Here is a 24,227-nt window from a genome sequence, read left to right on the forward strand (position 1 = left end):
GGCTGCCCAAGATCGACAGCGTTGCAGTTAGGAATAAGGAGCCCCTTCCATGGCGCATGACGCACCCCAGGCCACCGGACCCTCGAAGCTCGTGATCCGGAATATCGGCCTGATCCTGTCCGGCGCCCTGGAAAAGCCGATCCTGGACGGCGACACCATCGTCGCCGAGAACGGCAAGATCACCGCGATCGGCCGCTTCAAGGACGTCGACATCGAAGGCGCGACCACCATCGTCGACGCCCAGGGCACCACGGTGGCGCCGGGCCTGATCGACAGCCATGTCCACCCCGTCGCGGGCGACTGGACACCGCGCCAGAACCAGATCAACTGGATCGACAGCTATCTCCATGGCGGCGTCACCACCATGATCTCCGCGGGCGAAGTGCACATGCCCGGCCGCCCCCGCGACGTCGTCGGCCTGAAGGCGATGGCCGTATTCGCCCAGCGCGCATTCTGGACCCTGCGTCCCGGCGGCGTGAAGGTTCATGCCGGCGCGCCGGTGATCGAATGCGAAATGGTCGAGGAAGACTTCAAGGAGATGGCCGCCAACGGTGTCAAGCTGCTCGGCGAGGTCGGCCTCGGCGGTGTCAAGGACGGCCCGACCGCACGCAAGATGGTCGGCTGGGCGCGCAAATACGGCATCCAGAGCACGATCCACACCGGCGGCCCCTCGATCCCCGGCTCCGGCCTGATCGACAAGGACGTGGTGCTGGAGGCCGACACCGACGTGGTCGGTCACATCAACGGCGGCCACACCGCCCTGCCCGACGACCAGATCCGCTGCATTTGCGAGGGCTGCAAGCGCGGCCTCGAGCTGGTGCACAACGGCAACGAGCGCTCGGCACTGTTCACCCTGCGCACAGCGCGCGAGATGGGCGACCTGCACCGCGTCATCCTCGGCACCGACGCCCCCGCCGGCTCCGGCGTGCAGCCGCTCGGCATCCTGCGCATGGTCTCGATGCTGTCCTCGCTCGGCGAGCTGCCGGCCGAGATCGCGTTCTGTCTCGCCACCGGCAACACTGCACGGATGCGCGAGCTCGATTGCGGCCTGATCGAGGTCGGCCGTTCCGCCGACTTCGTCATCATGGACAAGGCCCAGCATTCGCCCGGCAAGAACATCCTGGAGAGCGTGCAGCTCGGCGACCTCCCCGGCATCGGCATGACCATCATCGACGGCATCGTGCGCACCCAGCGCAGCCGCAACACCCCGCCGGCCGGCAAGGTGCCGGAGGTGGTGGCGAAGTGACGCAGCCGGAGCGGCTCGCCGCTCCGCATCGCCCCTCGATGGCGTTGAACAAGTCTGCGGCCTGCTGCGTCTAACGCAGGCAGCCCTCGGCGGCGGCAGTTCATTGCTGGACCATCGAGGAGACATGAAGAATTCATCACGGATAGCCGTCGGCGTTGTCGGCGCGGTGACGGGCTACGTCGCCACTTTCGTGCTGTTGTCCTTGTTCGATTTCGGCAACCGGGCCGACCCCATCACATCGGGGCTGCTGGGACTGTTCGTCTATTCCCCCATCGGCGCGATCGCCGGCGCGGTGCTCGTCAACTGGCTGATGGGACGCTCCGACAAGGCCACCAGCAATGGCAGCGTCGCGCGCAACAGCCTGAAGTCGCTCGGAATCGTCGCCCTGCTCTGTGTTGCAGGTATCGGGATCTACATTGCCTACGCCTATGCGACTGCGACGCCCTGGCTCAACCGGAACGGCGCCAATCCCCTGCTTGTGTTCGAAGTCCGTTTTCCCGCCGGCGTCACGGTGCCGACGTCGACCCAGGGCATCACCATCGAATTGCAGACCGACCTCAACACCATGCCGGGCGAAGTGACCCCCGCCGCGTTCCATCGCGACGGCGACCAGGCCGTGATCGCCGGCGAAGTCGAGCTGGCGTTTCGAACCTCGCACCGGCAGCTCGCCGTCACCATCCAGGGCCAGCCGAGCCGAACCTATCCGATCGACTTGACGGCCCGGGCGCCGCATACGCCGGAGTTCGGCACGTGGCGGCGGATCGGCGACGGCAGCGAGATCCGCTACCGCGCCAAATGGCCAGGCAAGTCGTGAGCGCTGGGATTAACAATCTTCCGATTTCGCAGCGCATATAGGTCTGGCGCTTAGGTAGCCGACCACACCGTCTTCATCGATATCAGTCGCCAGTCCCCGCGCCTTGTTCAACTGCCGTGGTGTGGGCAAAGGCGCGAAGCGCCGTGCGCACGATCTCTTCCTGACCGAGAAAGATGGTGGGCACGCTTCGCTTTGCCCCCCCGACTGCACCGCTACGGCACCGCCCTCGACGGCACCGTCACCTTAGCTTGTTCAGCAGCGCCATCAATGTCTCGCGCTCCTTGGCGTCGAGCGGCGCCAGCGTCTCGCGCGTGATGGCGAGTGCATTCGGGGCAAGCTTTTCCGCGAGCTGTTGACCGGCGCGCGTGAGGCTCACCAGAAGCCGCCGTCCGTCCTCGGGATCCTGGCTGGTCTCGGTGAGGCCCCGCGCCGTCAGGCGGTCGATCACCCCCTTGATGGTCGCAACGTCCATTGCCGTGAGCCGGCCGAGCTGGTTCTGCGAGCACGCACCTGTCTCGGCGAGCTTCGACAGCGCCGCCCATTGCGTCGGAGTCAGATTGGTGCCGATATCACGGGAGAAGATCGAGCTGTGGCGCTGCCAGACCTGACGCAGGATGAAGCCGACCTGCTCGTCGAGCACGTAAGGCGGCTTCTGCAACGATTTTGCCGATTTGATGCTCTTCTTCGCCGTGACGCTTCTCGCCATCCGCTCGCCGCCCCTTCCCTTCGCCTTCACAACGACAGATGCGCGTCGCGGATATCCGGACGCGCGTCGAGCTCGGCCATGGTGCCCCCGAAGCAGATGCGGCCACGCTCGATGATGTAGGCGCGATCCGAGATCAACCGCGCGAAATGCAGATTCTGCTCGGAGACGACGATGCTGACGCCCTCCTTCTTCATGGTCAGGATGGCATCGACCATCTGCTCCACGATCTTCGGTGACAGGCCTTCCGACGGCTCGTCGAGCAACACCAGCGACGGATTGCCCATCAACGTGCGGGCAATGGTAAGCATCTGCTGCTCGCCGCCGCTCATGCGGCCGCCCGGACGGTTCTTCATCTCGCCGAGATTTGGAAACAGCGCGAACAGTTTTTCGCGGGTCCAGTATGGCGCGTTCGGACGCTTGGGCTGCTTGCCGACTTCGAGATTTTCCTCGACCGTGAGATCGGTGAAGATACGCCGCTCCTCCGGCACGTAGCCGAGGCCCTCGCGGACGATCTCGTGCGTCGGCTTTGCCGAGACGTCCTTGCCCTCGAACGTGATGCGGCCGGAGCGCTGCGCCACGAGGCCGACGATCGAGCGGAACGTGGTCGACTTGCCCGCGCCGTTGCGGCCGAGCAGCGCCACCACCTCGCCCTCGCCGACCTCGAAGCCGATGTCGAACAGGATATGCGCCGGGCCGTAATGGCTGTTGAGGCCCTCGACAGTCAGCTTCACACTGATGCTCCCTCGCGATGGCGGGCATCGTAGACGAGGCCTTCGCCGAGATAGACCGCCTGGACCTGCGGATTGCCGCGCACCTCGGCCGGCGTGCCCTCGGCGATCAGCGTGCCGCGGTTGAGCACGATGATGCGGTCGGCATGCTCGAACACCACGTCCATGTCGTGCTCGGTGAAGAGCACGCCGATCGACTTCTCCCGCGCGATCTGCGCGGTGAGCCGCATCAGGTCGACGCGCTCGCGCGGCGCCATGCCGGCGGTCGGCTCGTCCATCAGCAGCAGCTTCGGCTGATTGGCGAGCGCAACCGCAAGCTCGAGCCGCTTGAGGTCGCCATAGGCTAGCTCGCCGCAGGGACGGTCCGCGTAGCCGCCCATGCCGACCAGCTCGAGCAGACGGCCGGCCTCGGCGCGGTCGAATTTCGGCGCCGAGCCGAACAGATTGAACAGCTGCTTGCCATGCGAGATCAGCGCGACCTGCACGTTCTCGCGCACGGTCATGGTGGCGAAGGTCGCAGTGATTTGAAACGTGCGCCCGACGCCGAGCCGCCAGACCTCGCGCGGCTTCCTGCCGGTGATCTCCTCGCCGAGCAGCCGAACATGGCCGGTATCGGGCTTGTTCTGCCCGTTGAGCATGTCGAAGCAGGTGCTCTTGCCCGCGCCGTTCGGACCGATCAGTGCGAGGATCTCACCGGCGCGCAGCGAGAACGACACGCCGCGGACGGCGTGGATGCCGCCATAGGATTTGGTCAGGCCTTCGACCGCGAGAAGTGGAGATGCGACGCTCATTCGGCAGACTCGATCGGCTTGGCAATCAGAGGTGATCCCGGCGGCGATGCCTTTCGCCGGCGCTGCGCCAGCATCTCCAGCACGCCGACGATGCCCTTGGGGAAGACGACGACGATCAGCATGATGAAGCCGCCGAGCACGAGCTTCGACAGATCGGTCTGGCTGACCAGCCAGATGTTCAGCGCCTTGTAGACGATGGCGCCGACCACCGCGCCCGACACCGTCTCCACGCCGCCGAGCAGCACCATGACCAGTGCATCGACGGAGAGCGAGATACCGAGATTGTCGGGGAAGACGCTGCCCTTCAGATACGCGAACAGCGCGCCGCCAATGCCGGCGGTCGTGCCTGCGATCACGAAGGCTGTCCACTGGATGCGCTTGGCGTTGATGCCGATCGCTTCGCTACGCAGAAGCGAGTCGCGCGTGGCCCGTAGCGCGTAGCCGAATGGCGAGAACACCATGGCCCGCAGCGCGATGGTCACCAGTGCCGCAACGCCGAGCGCCAGCCAATAGAAGTGCGACGGGCTCGCCGCCCATTTCTCCGGCCAGATACCCAAGATGCCGTTGTCCCCGCCGGTGACGCTCACCCATTGGAACGCGATCGACCAGACGATCTGTGCGAAGGCGAGCGTCAGCATGGCAAAGTAGACACCGGAGAGCTGAACGGCGAAGAAGCCGAACACGGCGGCGCCCATGCAGCCGAGCAGCGGCCCGAGCAGCAGGCAGACGATCATCGGCAGCCCCGCCATCTTGGCAAGGAAGGCGACGCCGTAGGCGCCGAGGCCGAAATAGGCGGCATGGCCAAAGGACGCGAGGCCGCCGACCGACATCAGGAAGTGCAAGGAGACGGCGAAGATCACGAAGATCGCGATCTCCGAGCCGACCGTCAGCGCGTAGTTGCCGGCGAACAGCGGCAGCATCGCCGCGACGACGAGGGCCGCCAGCGAAGCAAGGCGCTCGTTCGACGTCAACGGCCGCCAGGGATTGACAGTGAGGCCCGGCGTCTTGCGCGCGGCCGCCTCGGGCTTGCCGAACAGCCCCCAGGGACGGACGATCAGCACCACCGCCATCACCAGGAAGACCAGGATGATGGAAATCTTCGGAAAGATCAGGATGCCGAAGGCATTGAGCTCGGAGACCAGCACCGCCGCGACGAAGGCGCCGACGATGCTGCCGAGGCCGCCGATCACGACCACGACGAAGACCTCGACGATGATGCGCAGGTCCATGGCGTGATGCACCGCGTCACGCGGGATTTGCAGCGCGCCGCCGAGCGCAGCGAGGAAGACGCCGACCGCGAACACCGATGTGAACAGCCATTTCTGATTGACGCCGAGCGCTGCGACCATGTCGCGGTCCTGCGTCGCCGCGCGCACCAGCACGCCCCAGCGCGTGCGTTGAAACAAGAGCCAGAGGATGCCGAGCACGACGGGGCCGAGCACGATCAGGAACAGATCGTAGCTCGGGATGTTCTGGCCGAAGAAATCCACCGCGCCCTTGAAGCCCGGTGCGCGGCGGCCGACGAGATCGTCAGGCCCCCAGATCAGCACCACGAGGTCCTCGACCATCAGGGTCAGGCCGAAGGTCGCGAGCAGCTGGAACAGCTCGGGTGCGTGATAGATCCTGCGGAGCAGCACCATCTCGACCAGGACGCCGATCAGCGCCACCGCGAGCGCGGCCAGCACGATGCTGCCCCAGAAGCCAAACGCGCCTGAAAGCCGCTCGGTCAGCGTGAAGGCGATGTAGGCGCCGATCATGTAGAAGGCGCCGTGCGCGAAGTTCACGATCCGCGTCACGCCGAAGATGATCGACAGGCCCGAGGCCACCAGGAACAGCGACGCCGCGCTGGCGAGACCGGTCAGAAACTGTACGACGTAAAAGGCCATCGGCGGTCCGGGTTAGGTGTTGCATGCCGCGGCACGCGGGTCCTGGTTCACCTCTCCCCGCTTGCGGGAGAGGTCGAATTGCGGAGCAATTCGGGTGAGGGGGAGTCTCCGCGAATCGTCTGTCACCTCCCTCGCGGAGGCTCCCCCTCACCCCAACCCTCTCCCCGCAAGCGGGGCGAGGGAGAAGGAAGCGATCAATCCTTCGGACGCATCTTCTCGACTTCGGCATCGCCAGGCAGATAGTCCGAACCCTTCTTGTAGGACGAATCCACCATCACGCCCTTGCCGTCCTTCAGCGCGGTCTTGCCGACATACGCGCCAAGCGTCGATTGGTGGTCGATCTTGCGGAAGGTGATCTCACCGAACGGAGACGGCACCGAGAGGCCTTCCGCCGCAGCGATCAGCTTCTCCGGATCGCTCGAGCCGGCTTTCGCCAGGATGGCAGCCGCCGACTTGATGGTCTGGTAGCCGACGATCGAGCCGAGGCGCGGATAGTCGTTGTACTTGGCCTGGTAGGCCTTCAGGAACGCATCGTGCTCCGGGGTCTTGATCGAGTACCAGGGATAGCCGGTGACGATCCAGCCCTCGGGCGTCTCGTCCTTGAGCGGGTCGAGATATTCCGGCTCGCCGGTCAGGAACGAGACGACCTCGCGTCCCTTGAACAGGCCGCGGGTGTTACCCTCGCGCACGAGCTTGACGAGATCGGCGCCGAAAGTGACGTTGAGGATAGCTTCCGGGTTCGCGGCGGCAACCGCCTGCACCACTGGGCCCGCGTCGATCTTGCCCTGCGGCGGCCATTGCTCGTCCACCCACTGGATATCAGGACGCTTCTCGGACATCAGCTTCTTGAACACCGCGACCGCCGACTGGCCGTATTCATAGTTCGGCGCGATCGTCGCCCAGCGCTTGGCGGGCAGCTTGGCGGCGGCCTCGACCAGCATCGCCGCCTGCATGTAGTTCGAGGGACGCAGGCGGAAGGTGTATTTGTTGCCCTTCGACCAGGTGATGGCGTCCGTCAGCGGCTCGGCCGCGAGGAAGAACACCTTCTTCTGGTTGGCGAAGTCGCTGACGGCAAGACCGATGTTCGACAGGAACGTGCCCGCGAGCATCGCAACGCCCTCGCTCGACACCAGCTCATTGGCTGCGGTCTGCGCATCGGCCGGCTTGCCGCCATCGTCCTTGGAGACGACGACGAGCTTCTTGCCGTTGATGCCGCCGGCCGCGTTGACCTCCTCGACCGCGAGCTGCCATCCCTTGCGATAGGGCTCGGTGAAGGCCGGCAGCAGCGAGTAGCTGTTGATCTCGCCGATCTTGATGTCCTGCGCCAGGGCCGACTGAGCCATGCCGCCCGCCAGAAGCGCGAAGGCCGCGCCCACAAAATAGTCTCTCGCTCGCATCCCAACCTCCAGTTTTGAACTCTACGTCTTCAGCGTGTCTTGTCGGGGAAGCTGTGTCCGCCTCCCCGGTTCAAACCTATCTCAGACCGTCTTCGCCCTTGATCTCCGCGACCGTCAGCCCGCCGACGCGCGGCAGCGGCCGGCCGCTGTCGGTGACGGCGACCGCGACCATGATCTCGTTGGCGCGCGGCGCGTCGTTGATCTGCACCTCCATGCCATCAAAATGGCTACGCACGAAGGCGGCGTCCTTGTGCCCCAGCGGAATGTCGAGCGTCGTGCCCGGCCCGCTGCGCTTCTTCGACGACGGGATCAGCGCCGCGCCCTTACCCAGAACCTTGCGTACCGGCGCGCCCATTTTCGGATGCAGGATCGCGGCGGCATGTTCCAATTCGCCGTTCTCGCCGACGGCCGCGGCCTTGCCATAGCTCTGCGCCTTGGCGCCGTCGATGCCAAGCGCGGCCACCGCACGCTTCGACAGGAGCTCGCCGAGCTCCTCGCCGATCGCGATCAGCGGCGAGAGGTCCTCGACATATTTCCCGGCAAAGGGATTTTCGATGACGGCGATGGCGGCAGCGCGCCGGGTCGGCGGCGAGACCTGGCGGCCCATCTCCATCTGCGTCTCTTCGACGACGGTGACGATCTTGCGGATGATCGCGCTCATGTCTCGCTTCCCTGTTCAGGCACCGACCGCGTTCTCCAGCAGACGCGGACGCGTTCCTTGCTGTTCTATATCCTTAGCTCCGATGACAAGCATATCACCACAAAGCCGCAGCACGGCATCCTCAATCAATCCGCGATCGAACAATCGACGTGCACATTCCGCGCCAGATTCGAGGGCGGCCGCGATCTCGTCCCGTGACAGTTCGCCGACATGTCGGGTGACAAGGCGCGCGCCGAGATCGCTATCGGGCTGAAGCTCGCAGGCGGGCTGCCTGACGATGGCGGGATGCCCCGGCAGATCGACGGCGTTGGCGATGACCGTCGCCGCGGCATCAGCCCGTGACGCGGTCGCGGCCAGCACCGTCACCGCGTCGGCAATCCCGAGCGAAAAGCTGCGGCCGTGGCGTCCGCTGGTCGCGATGCCCCGCACCGGATCGTCCGCATCGACCCTCATGGCGCGCATCACGCCGTCACGATCGGGGCGATCCATCAGACCGATCGAAAAATGCTCGCCTCCGCCCAGATGAAGCGCGATGTCGCCGCCATTGTTGACATAAGCCTGATCCAGCGTCGCAGCGCCCAGCATGGCGGCGAGAATTTCCTCCGCCACGCTGCCGGCAACGGCAGCCATCGGCGTGATGAAACCGTCAGCGGCAAAGGGCGCGACCGCGGCGTGCATCCTGCGCGCCACCACGCCCTGTAGCGAGGTCCACTCCTCAGCAGCCGCCCGAAGCGCCGGCAGCTCCGCACAGAGCTCGTCGAGCAACCCGTTGAACCGCTGCGCCGCAGCCTCGTAAGCCGCACGCACCGCGTCCGCGCGCCCCCTCGCCTCGATGATCAGATCAATCGGCCCATCCTGCAAATGCAGCCGCCGACCATCAGACAGCAATGCGATTTGCGGGAGCCTTGTCATGTCCGCGGTCCCGGAATCGGGTTCTGCCAGGGCAACTGCCTGATATCCTCACCGTTCTGCACTTCGGACAACGGCTTCACATGATCCATGTGACCGCCGAGCGCGGCGTAGTCGGACAGCTTCATCGTGAACTCGATCGGCGCGACCAGCGCCGGCGTCGGCACATAGCCAAACGCGCCTGCCGGCATCTGCGTGACATCGACCATGTAGGTGATGCCGCCGCCGGGCCAGACATAGACCGGCGCGCCGCCGCTGGTGACGCGGGTCAGCGCGTCCTTCACCGAGCGGGTCAAACGCACCGGATTGTCAGTGACACCGGCGCGCAACGAACCACCCGCGCCCGCCATGAACAGAACCGTGCACAGCGCCGGCTCGCAATTTTCCTGGATGCGCTCGACCGAGAACTTCAGGTCGGCCGGCATCTCGGTTTCGACCGGGTTCAGGGCCTCATCGAGCACGTAATAGGACGAATGCTCGCCGGTGGTGGAGACCATCAGCATGGTCAGCCCGGCCTTGGCTTCCTTCTTGTCGAAGGGCCCGAGAATCGCCAGCGGATCGGAGATGTTGGTACCGCCCCAGCCCGTGCCGGGATCGGCGACCTGGAAATAGCGGCCGGGCGTCGAGCGCCGGCCCTTCATCTTGATGCCGGTGTCGGCGATGTCGAGCAGCTTGCCGGCCTGATGCTCCGAGAGCACGCCGGTGATGTGGTCGTCGACGACCACGACCTCGTCGACCTTGCCGTGCCATTGCTTGGCGAACATGCCGATCGTCGCCGAGCCGCAGCCGACGCGCATGCGCTCTTCCCTCACGCCGTTGACGATCGGAGGCTGTCCGGCCTGCACCACGACGCTCGCGCCGCCGTCGATGGTCAGTTCCACCGCCTTGCAATTGGCGAGGTCCATCAGCGTGTCGCAGGTGACGCGGCCCTCCTTCTTGGAGCCGCCGGTCAGGTGATGCACGCCGCCGAGCGACAGCATCTGCGAGCCGTATTCGCTGGTGGTGACATGGCCGACCGCCTCGCCTTGCGCGCGCACGGTCGCGGTCTCCGGTCCGAGATAGCGGTCGGTGTCGATCTTCACCTTGACGCCGCAATAGGAGAAGATGCCTTCGGTGACGACTGTCACCATATCGACGCCGTCGACCTCCGCAGAGACGATGAACGGCGCCGGCTTGTAATCGGGATAGGTGGTGCCTGCACCGATCGCGGTCACGAAGGTCGAGGGCTCGTGGACGATCTTGCCGTCCCAATCTTCCGTCCGGCTGAACGGGACCAGCTTGCCGCCATGGGAGACCGTGCGCTCCAGGATCACGTGTGGATCGACGCGGACGAGCTTGCCGTCGTGATTGGCGTAGCGGTCGCAGGCCCCCGCCGCACCCGGCTTGATGTAGCACATCACCGGACAAGCATCGCAGCGGATCTTGTCGATGACGGCGCTCGTGGTTTCAGTCGTCATGTCGGAGCCAGCGGACTTGCGGTTATCATTCGTATACGAACGATGTTGCGCGCTGATCCCTGGAACTGTCAAGCGGCGGTGCAGTGCAAAAGATACAGCTGCCGCATAAAACCTCATTTGCCTATCCGCGCTGTCCACAAAGAAGGCAGCCGCGCTGCAGTGCGGCATGCGCGGCTTGCACGTTTGTGTACAAACGGTATCGTCGCGATGTCGAATTTTATGCGGGCTTGGGACGAGGGATGACGCAAACACCGATCCGCTTCACCGTGAACGGCAGGATCCACGAGGTCACGGCAGGGCATCAGACGCCGCTGCTCTACGTGTTGCGCAACGATCTCGCGCTCAACGGCCCGAAATACGGCTGCGGCCTTGGCGAATGCGGCACCTGTACTGTCCTGATCGACGGCGCCGCGGCGCGCTCCTGTGTGATTCCGGTCGGCGGTTGCGCCGGCCGCGATATCGTGACGCTCGAAGGGCTCGGCACGCGCGACAAACCCGATGTGGTGCAGCAGGCCTTCATCGACGAACAAGCCGCGCAATGCGGCTATTGCCTCAACGGCATGATCATGACCACCAAGGCCCTGCTCGCGATCAACCCGCAGCCGACCGAACAGGAGGCGCTGTCGGCGCTGCGCTACAATCTCTGCCGTTGCGGCACCCATGTCGAAATCCTGCGCGCCGTGATGCGGGCATCGGGCCAGCTCGCCGAGGCCGCGGACTGATGGCCTCCCCTGTTTCGAACGGAGCTGAGCGCCAATCCGGTTCGCTCGTCGTCGTCCGCACCGCGGACGAGGTCACATCCGAGACCTTCATCCGCATCACCGCGGACGGTTCGGTCTCCGCCTATAACGGCCACGTCGATCTCGGCACCGGCATCCGCACTGCGCTCGGCCAGATCGTGGCCGAAGAGCTCGACGTGTCCTTTGCGCGCGTCGTCGTCGTGCTCGGCGACACCGCCTTGGTGCCGAACCAGGGCGCGACCATCGCCAGCGAAACCATCCAGATCACCGCAGTCCCGCTGCGCAAGGCCGCGGCCCAGGCGCGGCAGTTCCTCATTGCGCGCGCGGCGGAGCAGCTGGAGCAGCCGGAGGGCGATCTCAGGATCGAGGACGGCCTCGTGCGCGGGCACGACAACCGCAGTGTCAGCTATGGCGAACTGATCGGCGGCGAAGACATCCGGCTCGAGCTTGCCGACGACGTCACCGTCAAGGCGGTCGGCGACTACGCCATTGTCGGCCAGTCGGTCCCGCGCGTCGATCTCCCGGCCAAGGCCACGGGCGAATTGACCTTCGTCCACGACATCCGCGTGCCTGGCATGCTGCACGGCCGCGTGGTGCGGCCGCCCTATTCCGGCGTCGATGCCGGCCCGTTCGTCGGCACAAGCCTGATCGCGGTCGATGAATCATCGGTGCGCGACATTCCGGGGCTCGTCGCCGTGGTGCGCATTGGCGACTTCGTCGGAGTCGTCGCAGAGCGCGAGGAGAATGCGATCCGCGCGGCGGAGCAGCTCAAGGTGAGCTGGAAGCCGACGCCCAGCCTCACCGATCTTTCCGACGTCGAGACCGCGCTGCGCGCCAATCCGTCGACCCCGCGCACGCTGATCGACAAGGGCGACGTCGATGCGGCGATCTCAGGCGCGGCCAAGCGGATGCAGCGCACTTATGTGTGGCCGTATCAGATGCATGCCTCGATCGGCCCGTCCTGCGCCGTTGCCGACGTCCAGGACGGCAATATCCGCGTCTGGTCGGGCACGCAGAACCCGCACGTGCTGCGCGGCGACCTCGCGCTCCTCGTGGAGCGTCCCGAGAGCGAGGTCGAGGTCATCCGGCTCGAGGCCGCCGGCTGCTACGGCCGCAACTGCGCCGACGACGTCACCGCGGACGCCCTGTTGCTGTCGCGTGCGGTCGGCCGCCCCGTGCGCGTACAGCTGACGCGCGAGCAGGAGCACGCCTGGGAGCCCAAGGGCACCGCGCAGCTCATCGACGTCAATGGCGGGCTCGATGCCAGCGGCGGCATAGCCGGTTACGATCTCGCCACGCGTTATCCCTCGAACGCCGCGCCGACGCTGGCGCTGCTGCTGACCGGTCGCATCTCCCCGGAGCCGGCCGTGCTCCAGATGGGCGACCGCACCGCGATCCCGCCCTACGACTACGACCACATGCGTGTCGTCGCCCACGACATGGCACCAATCGTGCGGGCCTCCTGGTTTCGCGGCGTTTCGGCGCTGCCGAACACCTTTGCGCATGAATCCTACATCGACGAGGCCGCCACTGAAGCCGGCGTCGACCCGATCGAATACCGCCTGCGCTATCTGAAGGATCCGCGTGCCGTCGATCTCGTCAACGCGGTCGCCGAACGCGCGGGCTGGACCCCGCGCCCGGTGCGCGAGGAGAAGGACGGCGAGGTCGTGCACGGGCGCGGCTTTGCCTATGCGCTCTATGTCCACAGCAAGTTTCCGGGCTATGGCGCGGCGTGGTCGGCCTGGGTCACCGACGTTGCCGTGAACAAGACCACCGGCGACGTCAGCGTCACCCGCGTGGTCGCGGGGCAGGACTCCGGATTGATGATCAACCCGGACGGCGTGCGCCACCAGATCCACGGCAACGTCATCCAGTCGACCAGCCGTGCGCTGATGGAGGAGGTCTCGTTCGAGCGCGGTGCGGTGGTGGCGCGCGAATGGGGTGCCTATCCGATCATTCCCTTCCCCGACGTCCCCAAGATCGACGTCTTGATGTTGCCGCGGCAGGACCAGCCGCCGCTCGGCGTCGGCGAGTCCGCCTCGGTGCCGAGCGCGGCGGCAATCGCGAATGCGATCTTCGATGCCACCGGCGTGCGCTTTCGCGAGCCGCCGTTCACGCCGGAACGCATTCTGAAAGGGTTGCACGGCGAGACACCGGCGACGCCGAAGGCTTTGCCCGCGTCCATATCGCCGCCGTCCCGCATCTGGGAGAACCCGTTCGCCAAGCGCGCCGGCATCTTCGCGGCGATTGCGGCCGTCTGCACCGCCGCGATCGGCATCGGCGCGGCGCTACTGCCAGGGCGCGCCATCGCGCCGATCGCGCGGCCCGATGCCTCGGTCTATTCCGCGGCGACGATCGCGCGCGGCCAACAGCTTGCCGCACTCGGCAATTGCGCGGAGTGCCACACCAACATTGGCGGTGTACTCAACGCCGGTGGCCGCGCATTGGAGACGCCGTTCGGCACGATCTATTCGACCAACATCACGCCCGATGTCGAGACCGGCATCGGTGCCTGGTCCTATCCCGCCTTCGAGCGAGCGATGCGCGACGGCCTGCACCGCGATGGGCGGCAGCTCTACCCTGCCTTCCCTTACACGCACTTTGCGAAGACTGGCGACGCCGACATGCAGGCGCTCTACGCCTATCTGATGGCGCAACCTTCGGTGCGCGCGACGGCGCCGACGAACGAACTCGCATTCCCGTTCAACCTGCGTCCTCTTCTGGCAGGCTGGAATGCGCTGTTCCACGACACGAAGGAGTTCAAGCCGGATCCCGCAAAATCGGATGCCTGGAATCGCGGCGCCTATCTCGTCGAGGGTCTCGGCCATTGCAGCGGCTGCCATTCGCCGCGCAACGCGCTCGGCGCCGAGCAGCGCAATGCCTATCTCGCCGGCGGCTTTGCCGAGGGCTGGGAAGCGCCGCCGCTGACCTCGCTCTCGCACGCGCCGATCCCGTGGAGCGAGGACGAGCTGTTCGCCTATTTGCGCACCGGCCATTCGCGCTATCACGGCGTCGCCGCCGGCCCAATGGCGCCTGTCGTCAGGGACCTCAAAGCCTTGCCCGACCAGGACATCCGCGCGATGGCGGTCTATCTCAATTCCTTCAACGACTCCGCCGCCGATGCACCCGCGCTCGCCGCAAAACTCGAAAGCGCGACGCAAGTCACCGTCGCCTCGTCCACCGGCGCACGGCTCTATCAGGGCGCCTGCGCCGTCTGCCACGAGGTCGGCGGCCTGCCGCTGTTCGGCAGCCGGCCCTCGCTCGCGCTCAACAGCAATCTGCACAGCGCCACATCGGACAATCTCGTGCAGGTGATCCTGCACGGGATCGCTCATCCCGTGTCGAGCGATCTCGGCTACATGCCCGCGTTTGGGAATAGCATGAGCGATGCGCAGGTCGAGGAGCTGGTCACGTTCCTGCGCAAGCAGTTCGCGCCGGACAAGCCGGCATGGACCGGCGTGCGCGAGACGATCGCGCGCGCGCGGGCGTCGGCGCACTAACGTTCTTTCCGTCATTCCGGGGCCCGAGCGTAGCAAGGGAGCCCGGAATCCATAATCACCAGCCGGGGTTATGGATTCCGGGCTCGCCGCTTCGCGTCGCCCCGGAATGACTCGAAACACCAGAGCGTTTTCGAGCGAAGCGGACACCGGTTCGCGTGAGGAAAACGCGTCAAAACAAGAATCTAGAGCTTCGGTTCTGATTCAACCAGAACCGAAGCTCTAGCCGTGCTTTTTCAACTCCACCGGCGGCGTGCCGTGGGTGTGGAAGGATTCGATGGTCTTCAAGCCCCAGGCCTGGCCCTTCTTGCGCTCCTCCTCGGTCCACACGATCGGCTTCCAGTCGGGCGCGAGAATGAGGCGCGCGCCGGCATTGGCGACTTCGACGCGGTTGCCGCCGGGCTCGTAGACGTAGAGGAAGAAAGTCTGCTGGATCGCGTGCTTGTGCGGCCCGGTCTCGATGTGGATCCCGTTCTCCAGGAAGATATCGGCCGCGCGCAAAATTTCCTCGCGGCTGTCGAGCGCGTAGGTGACGTGGTGAAAGCGGCCGGGCACGCCGGAATGGTCGAGCGAATAGGCGAAGTCGTAGCTCTTGTTCGACATGGTCAGCCACATCGCCGCTTCCCGGCCGTCATTGAGCACGATCTGCTCGGTGAGCCGGCAGCCGAGATAGTTCTCGAAGAACTCGCGGTTGGCCTTGATGTCCACGGCAAGGCAATTGAGATGGTCGAGACGCCGGACGTTGACGCCGCGCGCAGGAAAGCGCTGCGCCTGGTTCTTCAGCGCAGGTCTAAGCTCCGGCGGCGCCTGATACCATTCGGTCTCGTAATAGAGCTCGACGATGTGACCATCGGGATCGCGGCAGCGGAAGGTCGGGCCCTGCCCCATGTCGCCGTCGATCCAGCCGATATCGAAGCCGGATCCCTTCAGCGCCGCGACACGGCGCTCCAGCGCCTGCTGGCTGCGCGCGCGCAAGGCCATGTGCTCCATGCCCGAGGTCTTCGACGCCGTGAGCTTGAGCGAATAGCGCTCGTAATCGTCCCAGCCACGCAAGTATACCGACTCGCCCTTCTGGCCGCTGACCGTCATGCCCATGACGTCGACGAAGAATTTCAGGCTCTCGTCGGGCTTCGGCGTCAGCAGCTCCATGTGGCCGAGATGGGCGAGATCGAGGATCGGTTCGGGCTGCATGATGTCCTCCAGGCACAGCAAGCGATCCTCAGGCCGGATCGCGTCATCGGACGCCGAGCCGCAACGCGCTCACACATCCGAAGGCGGCGCCGAGGCCGCCCCTTTATTTGTACTAATGTACAAATGATTAGGTCTCGTCAACAAATCAAACACTCTACCTCAACTGGACGAGGCTACGCCGAGACCAATGTCCTGCGAACGGAGGGCCCAGCCTCGCCGGATGGTAAAATATTCCTTAACTGCCGGCGGCTCCAACGCCCTGGAATTGCAGCATTTTCCTGCATTTTCTGCCCAAAACCGTGCCATCGGAACAAAGTTATTGGCCGAATTGTCGCGGATTTAACGAAGCGGCCGCGGCTGCCGTTTAACCGTTTGTGCAGCCGGGCCCCGCATAGTCAGGATTAAACTCCTCGCTCATGCCAGGTTCATTCATCGTGACATCCTTTGGACGCGTGATTTCGGTTCGCGGATCGCTCGCCCGGGTCGGGCTGCTGGCGGAAAGCCAGATGCCGATCTCGGAAGTTCGGGCTACCGTCGGCCGCTTCGTCAGCATTCGCTGCGCCAGCTCGGTCATCGTCGCCATGATCACCGAGGTCTCCTGCGAAAACCTGTCGAGCGCCGACAATTACATCGCCATCGCCTCGGTCGACCTGCTCGGCGAGATCCTCAACGCCGCCGACAAGGCCAAATTCCAGCGCGGCGTCACCAACTATCCGACCATCGGCGATTCCGTCGACCTGATCACCAGCCAGGAGCTTCGCACGATCTACGCGCCGACCGGGTCGGACCAGATCAATGTCGGCTTCCTGCAGCAGGACCGCTCCGTCATTGCCTATGTCGACGTCGAGGAAATGCTGTCCAAGCATTTTGCGGTGCTGGGATCGACCGGTGTCGGTAAATCGACCGGCGTCTCGCTCCTGCTCAACGAGATCCTGAAGGCGCGGCCGAACCTGCGCATCTTCCTGCTCGACGTGCACAACGAATACGGCCGCTGCTTCGGCGATCGCGCACTGGTGCTCAACCCGCGGAACCTGAAACTGCCGTTCTGGCTGTTCAATTTCGAGGAAATCGTCGACGTGCTGTTCGGCGGCCGCGCCGGCGTTCCGGAGGAGCTCGACATCCTCGCCGAGGTGATCCCGATCGCCAAGGGCGTCTATACCCAGTACCAGAACGCCGACCGCATCGGCCTGAAACGCATCGACCCCAAGCAGATCGGCTACACCGTCGACACGCCGGTGCCCTATCGCCTGGTCGACCTGATGTCGCTGATCGACGAGCGCATGGGCAAGCTCGAGAACCGCTCCTCGCGCATCATCTATCACAAGCTGATCTCGCGCATCGAGGCGGTACGCAACGATCCGCGCTACGCCTTCATGTTCGACAACGCCAATGTCGGCGGCGACACCATGGCCGAGGTCATCAGCCATCTGTTCCGCCTGCCCGCCAACGGCAAGCCGATGACGGTGATGCAGCTCGCCGGCTTCCCGGCCGAGGTGATCGATTCCGTCGTCTCGGTGCTGTGCCGCATGGCGTTCGACTTCGGCCTTTGGAGCGACGGCGTCTCGCCGCTGCTGTTCGTCTGCGAGGAAGCGCATCGTTACGCCTCCGCCGACCGCAATGTCGGCTTCGGGCCGACCCGCAAGGCAGTGTCGCGCATCGCCAAGGAAGGCCGCAAATACGGCGTCTATCTCGGCCTCATCACCCAGCGTCCGGCCGAGCTCGATGCCACCATCATCTCCCAGTGCAACACGCTGTTCACGATGCGCCTCGCCAACGAGCGCGACCAGGCGTTGCTGCGCGCCGCGGTGTCCGATGCCGCCGCGAACCTGCTGTCCTTCGTACCCTCGCTCGGCACGCGTGAGGTGCTGGCCTTCGGCGAAGGCGTCGCGCTGCCGACGCGCCTGCGCTTCAAGGAGGTGCCGCCGCACCAATTGCCGCGCGGCGAAGCCACCATCTCGAGCGTGCCGTCGGTCACCTCGGGTCACGACATGCATTTCGTCAGTGCCGTGCTCGAACGATGGCGCGGCGCCACCTCGCAGCGCGACGTGCCGAACGATCCGGTGTTCTCGGCCCCGCCCGCCAAGACGATGTCCAGCGTCGAAGCCCCGATGCTGCAGCCCTCGATGGGGCTCGATCCCGACCGCTTCTCGCTCTTGAAGAAGCCGCTGCGGTAACCCGCTGACCGGTCCCGGACGCGCCGCGGCGTGCACGCCGCCGCGCAGAGCCGGGACCAACGCCGCAATCACCGTCCTCATCAGCGGAGGCCTTGCCATGCCTCTGGAGCGGCTCGCCCGCATGGACTAAGTATTGCCGGCTCGAAGCCGGCTTTCCGGCCCATGCCGACGAAGCGACGGACAGGACATGACCCAACTGGATTGGCCAGAAATTCTGCTGCGCCTCGGAAGTGCAGCGCTCGCCGGAAGCGCGATCGGCCTGAACCGCGATCTGCACGGCAAGCCGATCGGGCTGAAGACGCTCGGCATCGTCGGGCTCTCCACCGCGACCGTGGTGCTGCTCGCGGTCCAATTCGCCGAGCCCGGCAAGATCACCGATGCGGCAAGCCGTGTGATCCAGGGCATTCTGACCGGCATCGGCTTTCTCGGGGCCGGCGTCATCGTCCACGAGAGCGACCGTTTCCGCGTACGGGGCCTGACCAGCGCGGCCTGCACTTTTCTCGCCGCCTGTCTCGGAATTACCTGCGGCGCCGGCGAATGGAAGATCGTCCTGGTCGCACTGGTCTTCGCTTTTGTTCTGCTCACAATCGGCCGCCGCGTCGAACGCTGGCTGCACCGGATGCTTGGCGGCAAGGATGATCCGCACCAGGCGGAGGCTTCACCGAAGACTCAGGACCGCGGCTAGAACCGCAACCGCCGCGCCCAAATCGGCTTTAGCAGCTCGAGCACCGTCAGCAGCAGGAGTCCCGCGCCGAGCGTAACCATGAGGTCGTCCAGATGCAGGGGACCGAACCGAAACAGGCTGGACGCCGGCGGCCAGAACAGAGCAGCTGCCAAGATGGATGCGATCGATACGAAGATCCAGAGCAGTGCCGGGTTCGGACGGAAGAATGCGGACAGGAACGATGCGCTGAACGACCTGTTGGCCAGCACCAGCGCGAGGACGCAAGTGACGAGCGCGATGAAGGCGAGCGTGCGCGCCTCGTCGGGCGGAACGCCGGAACGAAGCGCGACGACGAAGATCGCGGCAATCAAAGCAAATGCCATGGCACCCTGGAGAACGCTCCAGCCAACCAGGGCCCAGGAGAACAGCTCCGCATCGGCGCGCCGCGGCGGGCGGGCCATGACATCGCGTTCCTCCCGCTCGGCTTCGAACACGAGCGAGCAGACGGGGTCGATGATCAGCTCCAGAAGCGCGATGTGGACGGGACCGAGAATCACGGGCAGCCCGAACACCAGCGGAAGCAGCGCGAGCCCCGCGATCGGAACGTGGACGGCGAAGATGAAGGCCATCGCCTTGCGGAGATTGTCGTAGATCCGGCGTCCCAGGCGGATGGATGCAACGATGGAGCCGAAATCGTCGTCGAGCAGGACGATCGAGGATGCCTCGCGGGCGACATCGGTGCCACGGCCGCCCATCGCGATCCCGATATTCGCAGCCTTCAGCGACGGCGCATCGTTGACGCCGTCTCCGGTCATCGCTGCGATCTCGCCGCTGCGCGTCATGGCCTGAACGATCCGCAGCTTCTGCTCCGGCAGGATCCGCGCAAAGATGTTCACGCTCCTGACGAGTGCCTCCAGCTCGCGATCGTCGGCGAGCTTGATCTGCTCGCCGGTTACGACGTCGTTGACGTCGAGCCCGGCCTGCCGGGCGATCGCCATGGCGGTCGCCGGATAGTCGCCCGTGATCATGACGACGCGAATGCCGGCCGAGCGACATTCGGCGACGGCTTCGGGGACGTGCGGACGCAGCGGATCGGCCAGCCCGACGAGACCGAGGAAGTGAAACGCAAAGCCTTCGTGCGCGGCCGGCAGAGCCTCACCGTCACAGGTCGCGGCTGCCACGCCCAGCACGCGAAGACCATTTTTCGCCATCGCGGCGACCGAGGCCTGCATCGCCGCCTGCTGCGCACCATCCAGCTTGCACAGCCGTGCGATCGCCTCGGGGGCACCCTTCGCCGAGACGAAGGCTCCCTCGCGATGTGGCAACTGCCAAACCTGGCTCATCGCCAGCAGTTCGGGACGCAAGCCGTAGGTGCGGATCAAAGTCCGGGCGCCCGCGGTTTCGTCCTCCTTCGGCAGACCGGCCTGCACGAACGCGTGCAGGGCCCTCTCCATCGGGTCGAAGGGTTCCGGCGAGCTGGCCAGGACGCTGCAGCGCGCCAGCTCGAAGAACTCTGCGCCCACAGGAGCGGGCTGTAGCGAGGCAACGCGCAGACTCGTCCCATCGCGCAGCCTCAGCTCCGCGACCGACATCCGGTTCTGCGTCAGCGTGCCCGTCTTGTCGGTGCACAGCACCGTGGCCGAGCCAAGCACCTCGATCGCGGCCGCGCGCCGCGTCAGCACGCGCGCCTTCGAGATGCGCCAGGCGCCCATGGCCATGAACACCGTGAGGACGACGGCAAACTCCTCGGGCAACATGGACATGCCGATGGCGATGCCGCCGAGCAGCGCCTGCAGCCAATCCCCGCGCAATGTTCCGTAGAGCACGACCGCGGCCAGGCTGATCGCAGCGCCGCCGAGAAAGCAGAGCCGCACGAGCCGTGCAGTCTGCTGTTGCAGCCGCGGCGGCTCCGCCTGCAGGCCATGCAGCGACAATCCGATCTTTCCGATCTCGCTGCGAGGGCCCGTCGCCTTGACCTCGGCCAGCCCCTCGCCGCGTACCACCAGCGAGCCTGAATAGACGAAGGGCAAGTCATCGCCACCCGGACGATGGTCAGCGAACGCGGCATCGGCGATCGGCATCTTGACGACCTGCTTGCGCACCGGGACCGACTCTCCGGTCAGCAGCGACTCGTCGACCGCCAGATCCTGCGCTCTGACGAGCACCGCATCTGCCGGAACCCGGTCGCCTTCGGCCAGGACAAGGAGATCGCCACGGACGACCTCGCGGCCGGCGATCCGCTGCCGCTCACCGTCCCTGACCACAAGCGCTCGCGGACTGGTCAGCTCCCGCAGGGCTTCCAGCACGCGTTCGGTGCGGGTTTCCTGCACGATGGTGATCACGACGGAGATGGCGCCGAACGCCAGGAGCAGCAGCGCCTCGCGGAGGTCGCCGAGCAGCAGGTAGACCAGCCCGCCGCACAGAAGCAGCGCGAGCATCGGCTCGCGCAACACCTCGATCACGATGCGCAGCGGCGTGCGCCGTTCGGCCCGAGGCAGTTCGTTGAAACCGTCCTGTTGCAGTCGCAGCCGGGCCTCGGCTTCGCTGAGCCCGGATGACCTGCCGCGTTCTTCCTTGCTCACGTCTTCCGCCGCAGGCTCCAGAGGCTGCCCGCCCCGACGATCGCGGTGACAAGCAGGACAGCGACGAAGGTCTGGATGATGGTGAAGTTCAGGGCGTCACGCGCGACGAACAGCGCGGTGACCGCGCCGGCGATGATAAAGACGATGCGAAAGATGATGCTCATGGCCGTGCCTCCAGTCCTGCATGACTTGGAGCCCGGGCCCTCGACGTCGGGGCGCAACGCTGCCTCTGCAACCATGCAGGCAAACTCTAGCCGGTCACCGCTGTGCAGATTTGCGACAGGTCAAGCCTGCTCCGGCCATCGCCGCATCTGACCGATCGGCGGGTGCGACCCGATGTCCCGCGGCGGATCGCTCAGCCGCGGCATCGCTCATGGCGGCAAGGCGCCATGCAGCTAGCGCTTCGCCATCAACTCCAGCGCGGGCGCAAAGCGCTCCGCGAACGTCAACGACTTGGCGTGGTGGACTGCGGCAAACGATGCCGAGATTCCTGCCGAAGCGACCGCGAGCAATGCAATGACGAAAACCAGACGGCGCATGTCCGCCTCCTGTGTGAGCTCGACTACCCCATAGAGATGGGACGGCTGTGTTTCAGGACGGTTTCATGGGCGCGGAAATTGATTTCGCTCAAGCGCCTGTGATGGGATTCGGCTTATCTGGGCACAAGCGATCACCAACTAACAGAAATCGACGTGTCTTGCAGCGGAGCGCCGGTCGAGTCGGGAATTTTCCACCCGCGGCAGCGATCCTAGGCAACGCGACAAACCGCACACGTGGGAACGTGGAGACACCGAGGACTACGCAAATGAAGATCGTGATCCAGAAGCTCAATGGCCTGTGGCACCTCATCGTCGGGTCGTACCAGATCCGAACGCCCTTCCTGGACACCCAGGACCGCGCGCTGGTGGTCACTTACGCCCGCCGCGCCTACCCCGGCGCCCGGATCTTCCAGCGCGACTGATGAGCGATTGCCCCTAATCTTCATCCTCCGGGCCGCACCAGCCGGGCAGATAGATCGCATCCTTGCTTTTCGCCGCGGACATCGCCTTCTCCAGCGCCTTGTCGAAATCGGCCGCGATCACCTTTCGCGAGACCTTTCGGCGCAGGAAGTCGGCCCACAGGAATTCGGAGAACGGCGTGGTGTCCTTGGCGAAACCACCCATGCGGCGCAATTCGCCGGCGAGACTGCGGAACGGATCGTCCGTGAGATCGGCGATCGATTTCGGCAAATCGCGGAACGACCGCCGCTCGCCCTTGGCGTCGTAAGGGTAGACCCAGCGCTTGTTGTCCATCACGCCCCAGAACGCCTCGCGCTCGACCATGCGCAGGTCGCCGACGACGGTCACCAGCACCTCCTTGACACCCTCGTCGTGCAGCGCGCGGCCGAGATGATGATGGTCGATCACGTAATAGCGCGCGTCGGGGCCATAGACGACGGGGATCATATGCTTGCCGAGCAGATCGGCCTGCTTCTTCTTGTCATGCTCGCGCCAGCGCTTGCGCTTCTCCTGGACCTCGCGCATGCCGACCGTCATCTGCGTCGGCCGGAGCGACAGGATCGGGACCGGATGCACTCTCGGCTCGCGCGCGTTGGTCGTGGTCATGGTCGAAGGCCCCTCGGATGGATGCAACTGACGGCTCAGGTTCCCTGACTATGACATGGGCCCCGCGGCGGCAAAACGTGTTCGGAAGGGCGCGCAGATCACAAGCCGATGTAGAGCAAACGAAGACGTGAACTTCATTGCCGTTGCTCTGCCGGTTATTGCAGCGCAACGCCCGCCGACCTCGCGGCCGGTTCCGCGACCGCTGCACACCGATCCATGTAAAAATAGTGCGAGGCAACGAATACACGCCTGCATTGAAAAGATTTTCTGCAACGCGTTTATCCCGTATGCTATCTAAAATCGCTGCTTCGGAGTGATCCCCACCCCATGAACAACCAGCGGCCCATAAGCTCTGACGACGAGCACCGGGTGCTCCAGTTCAGGCCGCGCACCTCGCCTTCCCCTGCGGTCCACCGCGGCAGCGGTACCGTGCAGCCGTTGCGCGTCGCGCCCGAACCGCTCGACTTGTCACGCTACGAGCAGCCCCGCCCCGAGCCGGACGATTTCCGCCATCGCATGCTCGCCAATATCGCGGCGCTGGCCTTCACCATCGCGCTGACGGCCATCGGAATTTGGCTCGCGGTCAGCATCGCCGACCTGCGCCGAACCCAGGATTGCGTGCTGATGGGCCGCCGCGACTGCGTCAAGATCACGACGCCGCATATCTAGGCCCGATCCGGCCGATCGGTTTGGCGGAAGGGGCTCGGGCGGGCATCCCCAGCTCCGTCTCCCCACCTGCCCGGCTCCATTGAACTCGGGGCGGCGCTCCGATATACGGGCTTTCGACCCGGCCAGAGGGGGGTTGAGGGCGTCATCAGGGGCGCGATGCCCACCCACCGTGCCACTCTGGATAATCTGACAAATATCCGCAATATATCAAAGGCTTAGTGATGTCCTCCACATTCGATCAGGTCGCCACGATCATCGCTGAAACCTGCGACATCCCGCGCGACACGATCACGCCGGATAGCCATGCCATCGACGATCTCGGCATCGACAGCCTCGATTTCCTGGACATCGCATTCGCGATCGACAAGCAGTTCGGCATCAAGCTGCCGCTGGAAAAGTGGACCCAGGAGGTCAACGACGGCAAAGCGACCACCGAACAGTATTTCGTGCTGAAGAACCTGTGCGCCCGCATCGACGAACTGGTTGCGGCCAAGGGCGCGAGCGCCTAAGC

General features: G+C 65.3%; 22 protein-coding genes. 9 read left to right on the forward strand and 13 right to left on the reverse strand.

Annotated elements, in window-relative coordinates; translation table 11 throughout:
* Positions 1-49 precede the first annotated feature (49 nt).
* Complete coding sequence (locus UNPF46_RS10450; protein ID WP_100180459.1) at positions 50-1,246, forward strand: amidohydrolase family protein; 1,197 nt, start codon at positions 50-52, stop codon at positions 1,244-1,246.
* 124 nt (positions 1,247-1,370) lie between these two features.
* A complete protein-coding gene (locus UNPF46_RS10455; protein WP_100180458.1) occupies positions 1,371-2,060 on the forward strand; it encodes a hypothetical protein in 690 nt (229 codons plus the stop codon).
* Positions 2,061-2,298: 238 nt separating this feature from the next.
* Here the strand turns inward: UNPF46_RS10455 and UNPF46_RS10460 are convergent, their stop codons facing one another.
* The 8 genes from UNPF46_RS10460 to UNPF46_RS10495 all read right to left on the reverse strand — a co-directional run bounded on the left by UNPF46_RS10460 (position 2,299) and on the right by UNPF46_RS10495 (position 10,595).
* Entirely contained in the window at positions 2,299-2,766 is a 468-nt protein-coding gene (locus UNPF46_RS10460; RefSeq protein WP_100181531.1) for a MarR family winged helix-turn-helix transcriptional regulator, read from the reverse strand.
* Positions 2,767-2,792: 26 nt separating this feature from the next.
* Positions 2,793-3,497, reverse strand: coding sequence for an ABC transporter ATP-binding protein (locus UNPF46_RS10465; RefSeq protein ID WP_100180457.1), 705 nt, complete (start codon positions 3,495-3,497; stop codon positions 2,793-2,795).
* Positions 3,494-4,285: an ABC transporter ATP-binding protein gene (locus UNPF46_RS10470; RefSeq protein WP_142249961.1), complete on the reverse strand. Its 792-nt coding sequence runs from the start codon at positions 4,283-4,285 to the stop codon at positions 3,494-3,496. The genes UNPF46_RS10465 and UNPF46_RS10470 overlap by 4 nt, the downstream gene beginning before the upstream one ends.
* A complete protein-coding gene (locus UNPF46_RS10475) occupies positions 4,282-6,171 on the reverse strand; it encodes an ABC transporter permease (RefSeq protein WP_142249962.1) in 1,890 nt (629 codons plus the stop codon). The genes UNPF46_RS10470 and UNPF46_RS10475 overlap by 4 nt, the downstream gene beginning before the upstream one ends.
* Positions 6,172-6,365: 194 nt before the next feature.
* On the reverse strand, positions 6,366-7,568 hold the full coding sequence (locus UNPF46_RS10480; RefSeq protein WP_100180454.1) for an ABC transporter substrate-binding protein: 1,203 nt from the start codon (positions 7,566-7,568) through the stop codon (positions 6,366-6,368).
* Between the two features lie 76 nt (positions 7,569-7,644).
* Positions 7,645-8,229 (reverse strand): amino acid synthesis family protein, encoded by a 585-nt coding sequence (locus UNPF46_RS10485; protein WP_024338309.1) that lies wholly within the window; start codon positions 8,227-8,229, stop codon positions 7,645-7,647.
* A gap of 15 nt (positions 8,230-8,244) precedes the next feature.
* On the reverse strand, positions 8,245-9,141 hold the full coding sequence (locus UNPF46_RS10490; protein ID WP_142249963.1) for a UPF0280 family protein: 897 nt from the start codon (positions 9,139-9,141) through the stop codon (positions 8,245-8,247).
* On the reverse strand, positions 9,138-10,595 hold the full coding sequence (locus UNPF46_RS10495) for a 6-hydroxynicotinate reductase (protein ID WP_100180452.1): 1,458 nt from the start codon (positions 10,593-10,595) through the stop codon (positions 9,138-9,140). Before UNPF46_RS10495 ends, UNPF46_RS10490 begins: the two co-directional genes overlap by 4 nt.
* 239 nt (positions 10,596-10,834) lie before the next feature.
* Between UNPF46_RS10495 and UNPF46_RS10500 the strand changes: the two genes are divergently transcribed.
* Both UNPF46_RS10500 and UNPF46_RS10505 read left to right on the forward strand, forming a co-directional pair.
* Positions 10,835-11,317 (forward strand): (2Fe-2S)-binding protein, encoded by a 483-nt coding sequence (locus UNPF46_RS10500; RefSeq protein WP_142249964.1) that lies wholly within the window; start codon positions 10,835-10,837, stop codon positions 11,315-11,317.
* Positions 11,317-14,835, forward strand: a complete 3,519-nt coding sequence (locus UNPF46_RS10505; RefSeq protein ID WP_142249965.1) for a molybdopterin cofactor-binding domain-containing protein — start codon at positions 11,317-11,319, stop codon at positions 14,833-14,835. The genes UNPF46_RS10500 and UNPF46_RS10505 overlap by 1 nt, the downstream gene beginning before the upstream one ends.
* Before the next feature lie 219 nt (positions 14,836-15,054).
* On the opposite strand, the gene UNPF46_RS10510 is transcribed toward UNPF46_RS10505, so the two are convergent.
* Positions 15,055-16,023 (reverse strand): catechol 2,3-dioxygenase, encoded by a 969-nt coding sequence (locus UNPF46_RS10510; RefSeq protein WP_142249966.1) that lies wholly within the window; start codon positions 16,021-16,023, stop codon positions 15,055-15,057.
* 416 nt (positions 16,024-16,439) lie between these two features.
* Here UNPF46_RS10510 and UNPF46_RS10515 point away from each other — a divergent pair, with 416 nt between their 5' ends.
* A complete protein-coding gene (locus UNPF46_RS10515; protein ID WP_100180449.1) occupies positions 16,440-18,197 on the forward strand; it encodes an ATP-binding protein in 1,758 nt (585 codons plus the stop codon).
* 187 nt (positions 18,198-18,384) lie between these two features.
* On the forward strand, positions 18,385-18,882 hold the full coding sequence (locus UNPF46_RS10520; RefSeq protein WP_100180448.1) for an MgtC/SapB family protein: 498 nt from the start codon (positions 18,385-18,387) through the stop codon (positions 18,880-18,882).
* Here UNPF46_RS10520 and UNPF46_RS10525 read toward each other — a convergent pair.
* The 3 genes from UNPF46_RS10525 to UNPF46_RS37395 form a co-directional block, all read right to left on the reverse strand.
* Positions 18,879-21,443, reverse strand: coding sequence for a cation-translocating P-type ATPase (locus UNPF46_RS10525; RefSeq protein ID WP_142249967.1), 2,565 nt, complete (start codon positions 21,441-21,443; stop codon positions 18,879-18,881). The genes UNPF46_RS10520 and UNPF46_RS10525 overlap by 4 nt on opposite strands.
* Positions 21,440-21,607 carry a hypothetical protein gene (locus tag UNPF46_RS37390; RefSeq protein WP_181769877.1) on the reverse strand — a complete coding sequence of 56 codons (168 nt, stop codon included), beginning with the start codon at positions 21,605-21,607 and terminating at the stop codon, positions 21,440-21,442. The genes UNPF46_RS10525 and UNPF46_RS37390 overlap by 4 nt, the downstream gene beginning before the upstream one ends.
* Positions 21,608-21,838: 231 nt before the next feature.
* On the reverse strand, positions 21,839-21,982 hold the full coding sequence (locus tag UNPF46_RS37395) for a hypothetical protein (protein ID WP_167443344.1): 144 nt from the start codon (positions 21,980-21,982) through the stop codon (positions 21,839-21,841).
* Between the two features lie 266 nt (positions 21,983-22,248).
* On the opposite strand from UNPF46_RS37395, the gene UNPF46_RS37400 reads away from it, so the two are divergent.
* Positions 22,249-22,404: a hypothetical protein gene (locus tag UNPF46_RS37400; RefSeq protein ID WP_174719233.1), complete on the forward strand. Its 156-nt coding sequence runs from the start codon at positions 22,249-22,251 to the stop codon at positions 22,402-22,404.
* Between the two features lie 13 nt (positions 22,405-22,417).
* On the opposite strand, the gene UNPF46_RS10530 is transcribed toward UNPF46_RS37400, so the two are convergent.
* Positions 22,418-23,047 (reverse strand): ParB-like protein, encoded by a 630-nt coding sequence (locus tag UNPF46_RS10530; protein ID WP_142249968.1) that lies wholly within the window; start codon positions 23,045-23,047, stop codon positions 22,418-22,420.
* Between the two features lie 327 nt (positions 23,048-23,374).
* Here UNPF46_RS10530 and UNPF46_RS10535 point away from each other — a divergent pair, with 327 nt between their 5' ends.
* Both UNPF46_RS10535 and UNPF46_RS10540 read left to right on the forward strand, forming a co-directional pair.
* Positions 23,375-23,716 (forward strand): hypothetical protein, encoded by a 342-nt coding sequence (locus UNPF46_RS10535; protein WP_142249969.1) that lies wholly within the window; start codon positions 23,375-23,377, stop codon positions 23,714-23,716.
* 221 nt (positions 23,717-23,937) lie between these two features.
* The gene (locus UNPF46_RS10540; protein WP_007592476.1) at positions 23,938-24,225 is read left to right on the forward strand and encodes an acyl carrier protein; all 288 of its coding nucleotides are present in this window, start codon (positions 23,938-23,940) and stop codon (positions 24,223-24,225) included.
* Positions 24,226-24,227: the final 2 nt, after the last annotated feature.

The sequence above is a fragment of the Bradyrhizobium sp. UNPF46 genome (genome assembly GCF_006658625.1).
Taxonomy (GTDB): Bacteria; Pseudomonadota; Alphaproteobacteria; order Rhizobiales; family Xanthobacteraceae; genus Bradyrhizobium; species Bradyrhizobium nitroreducens.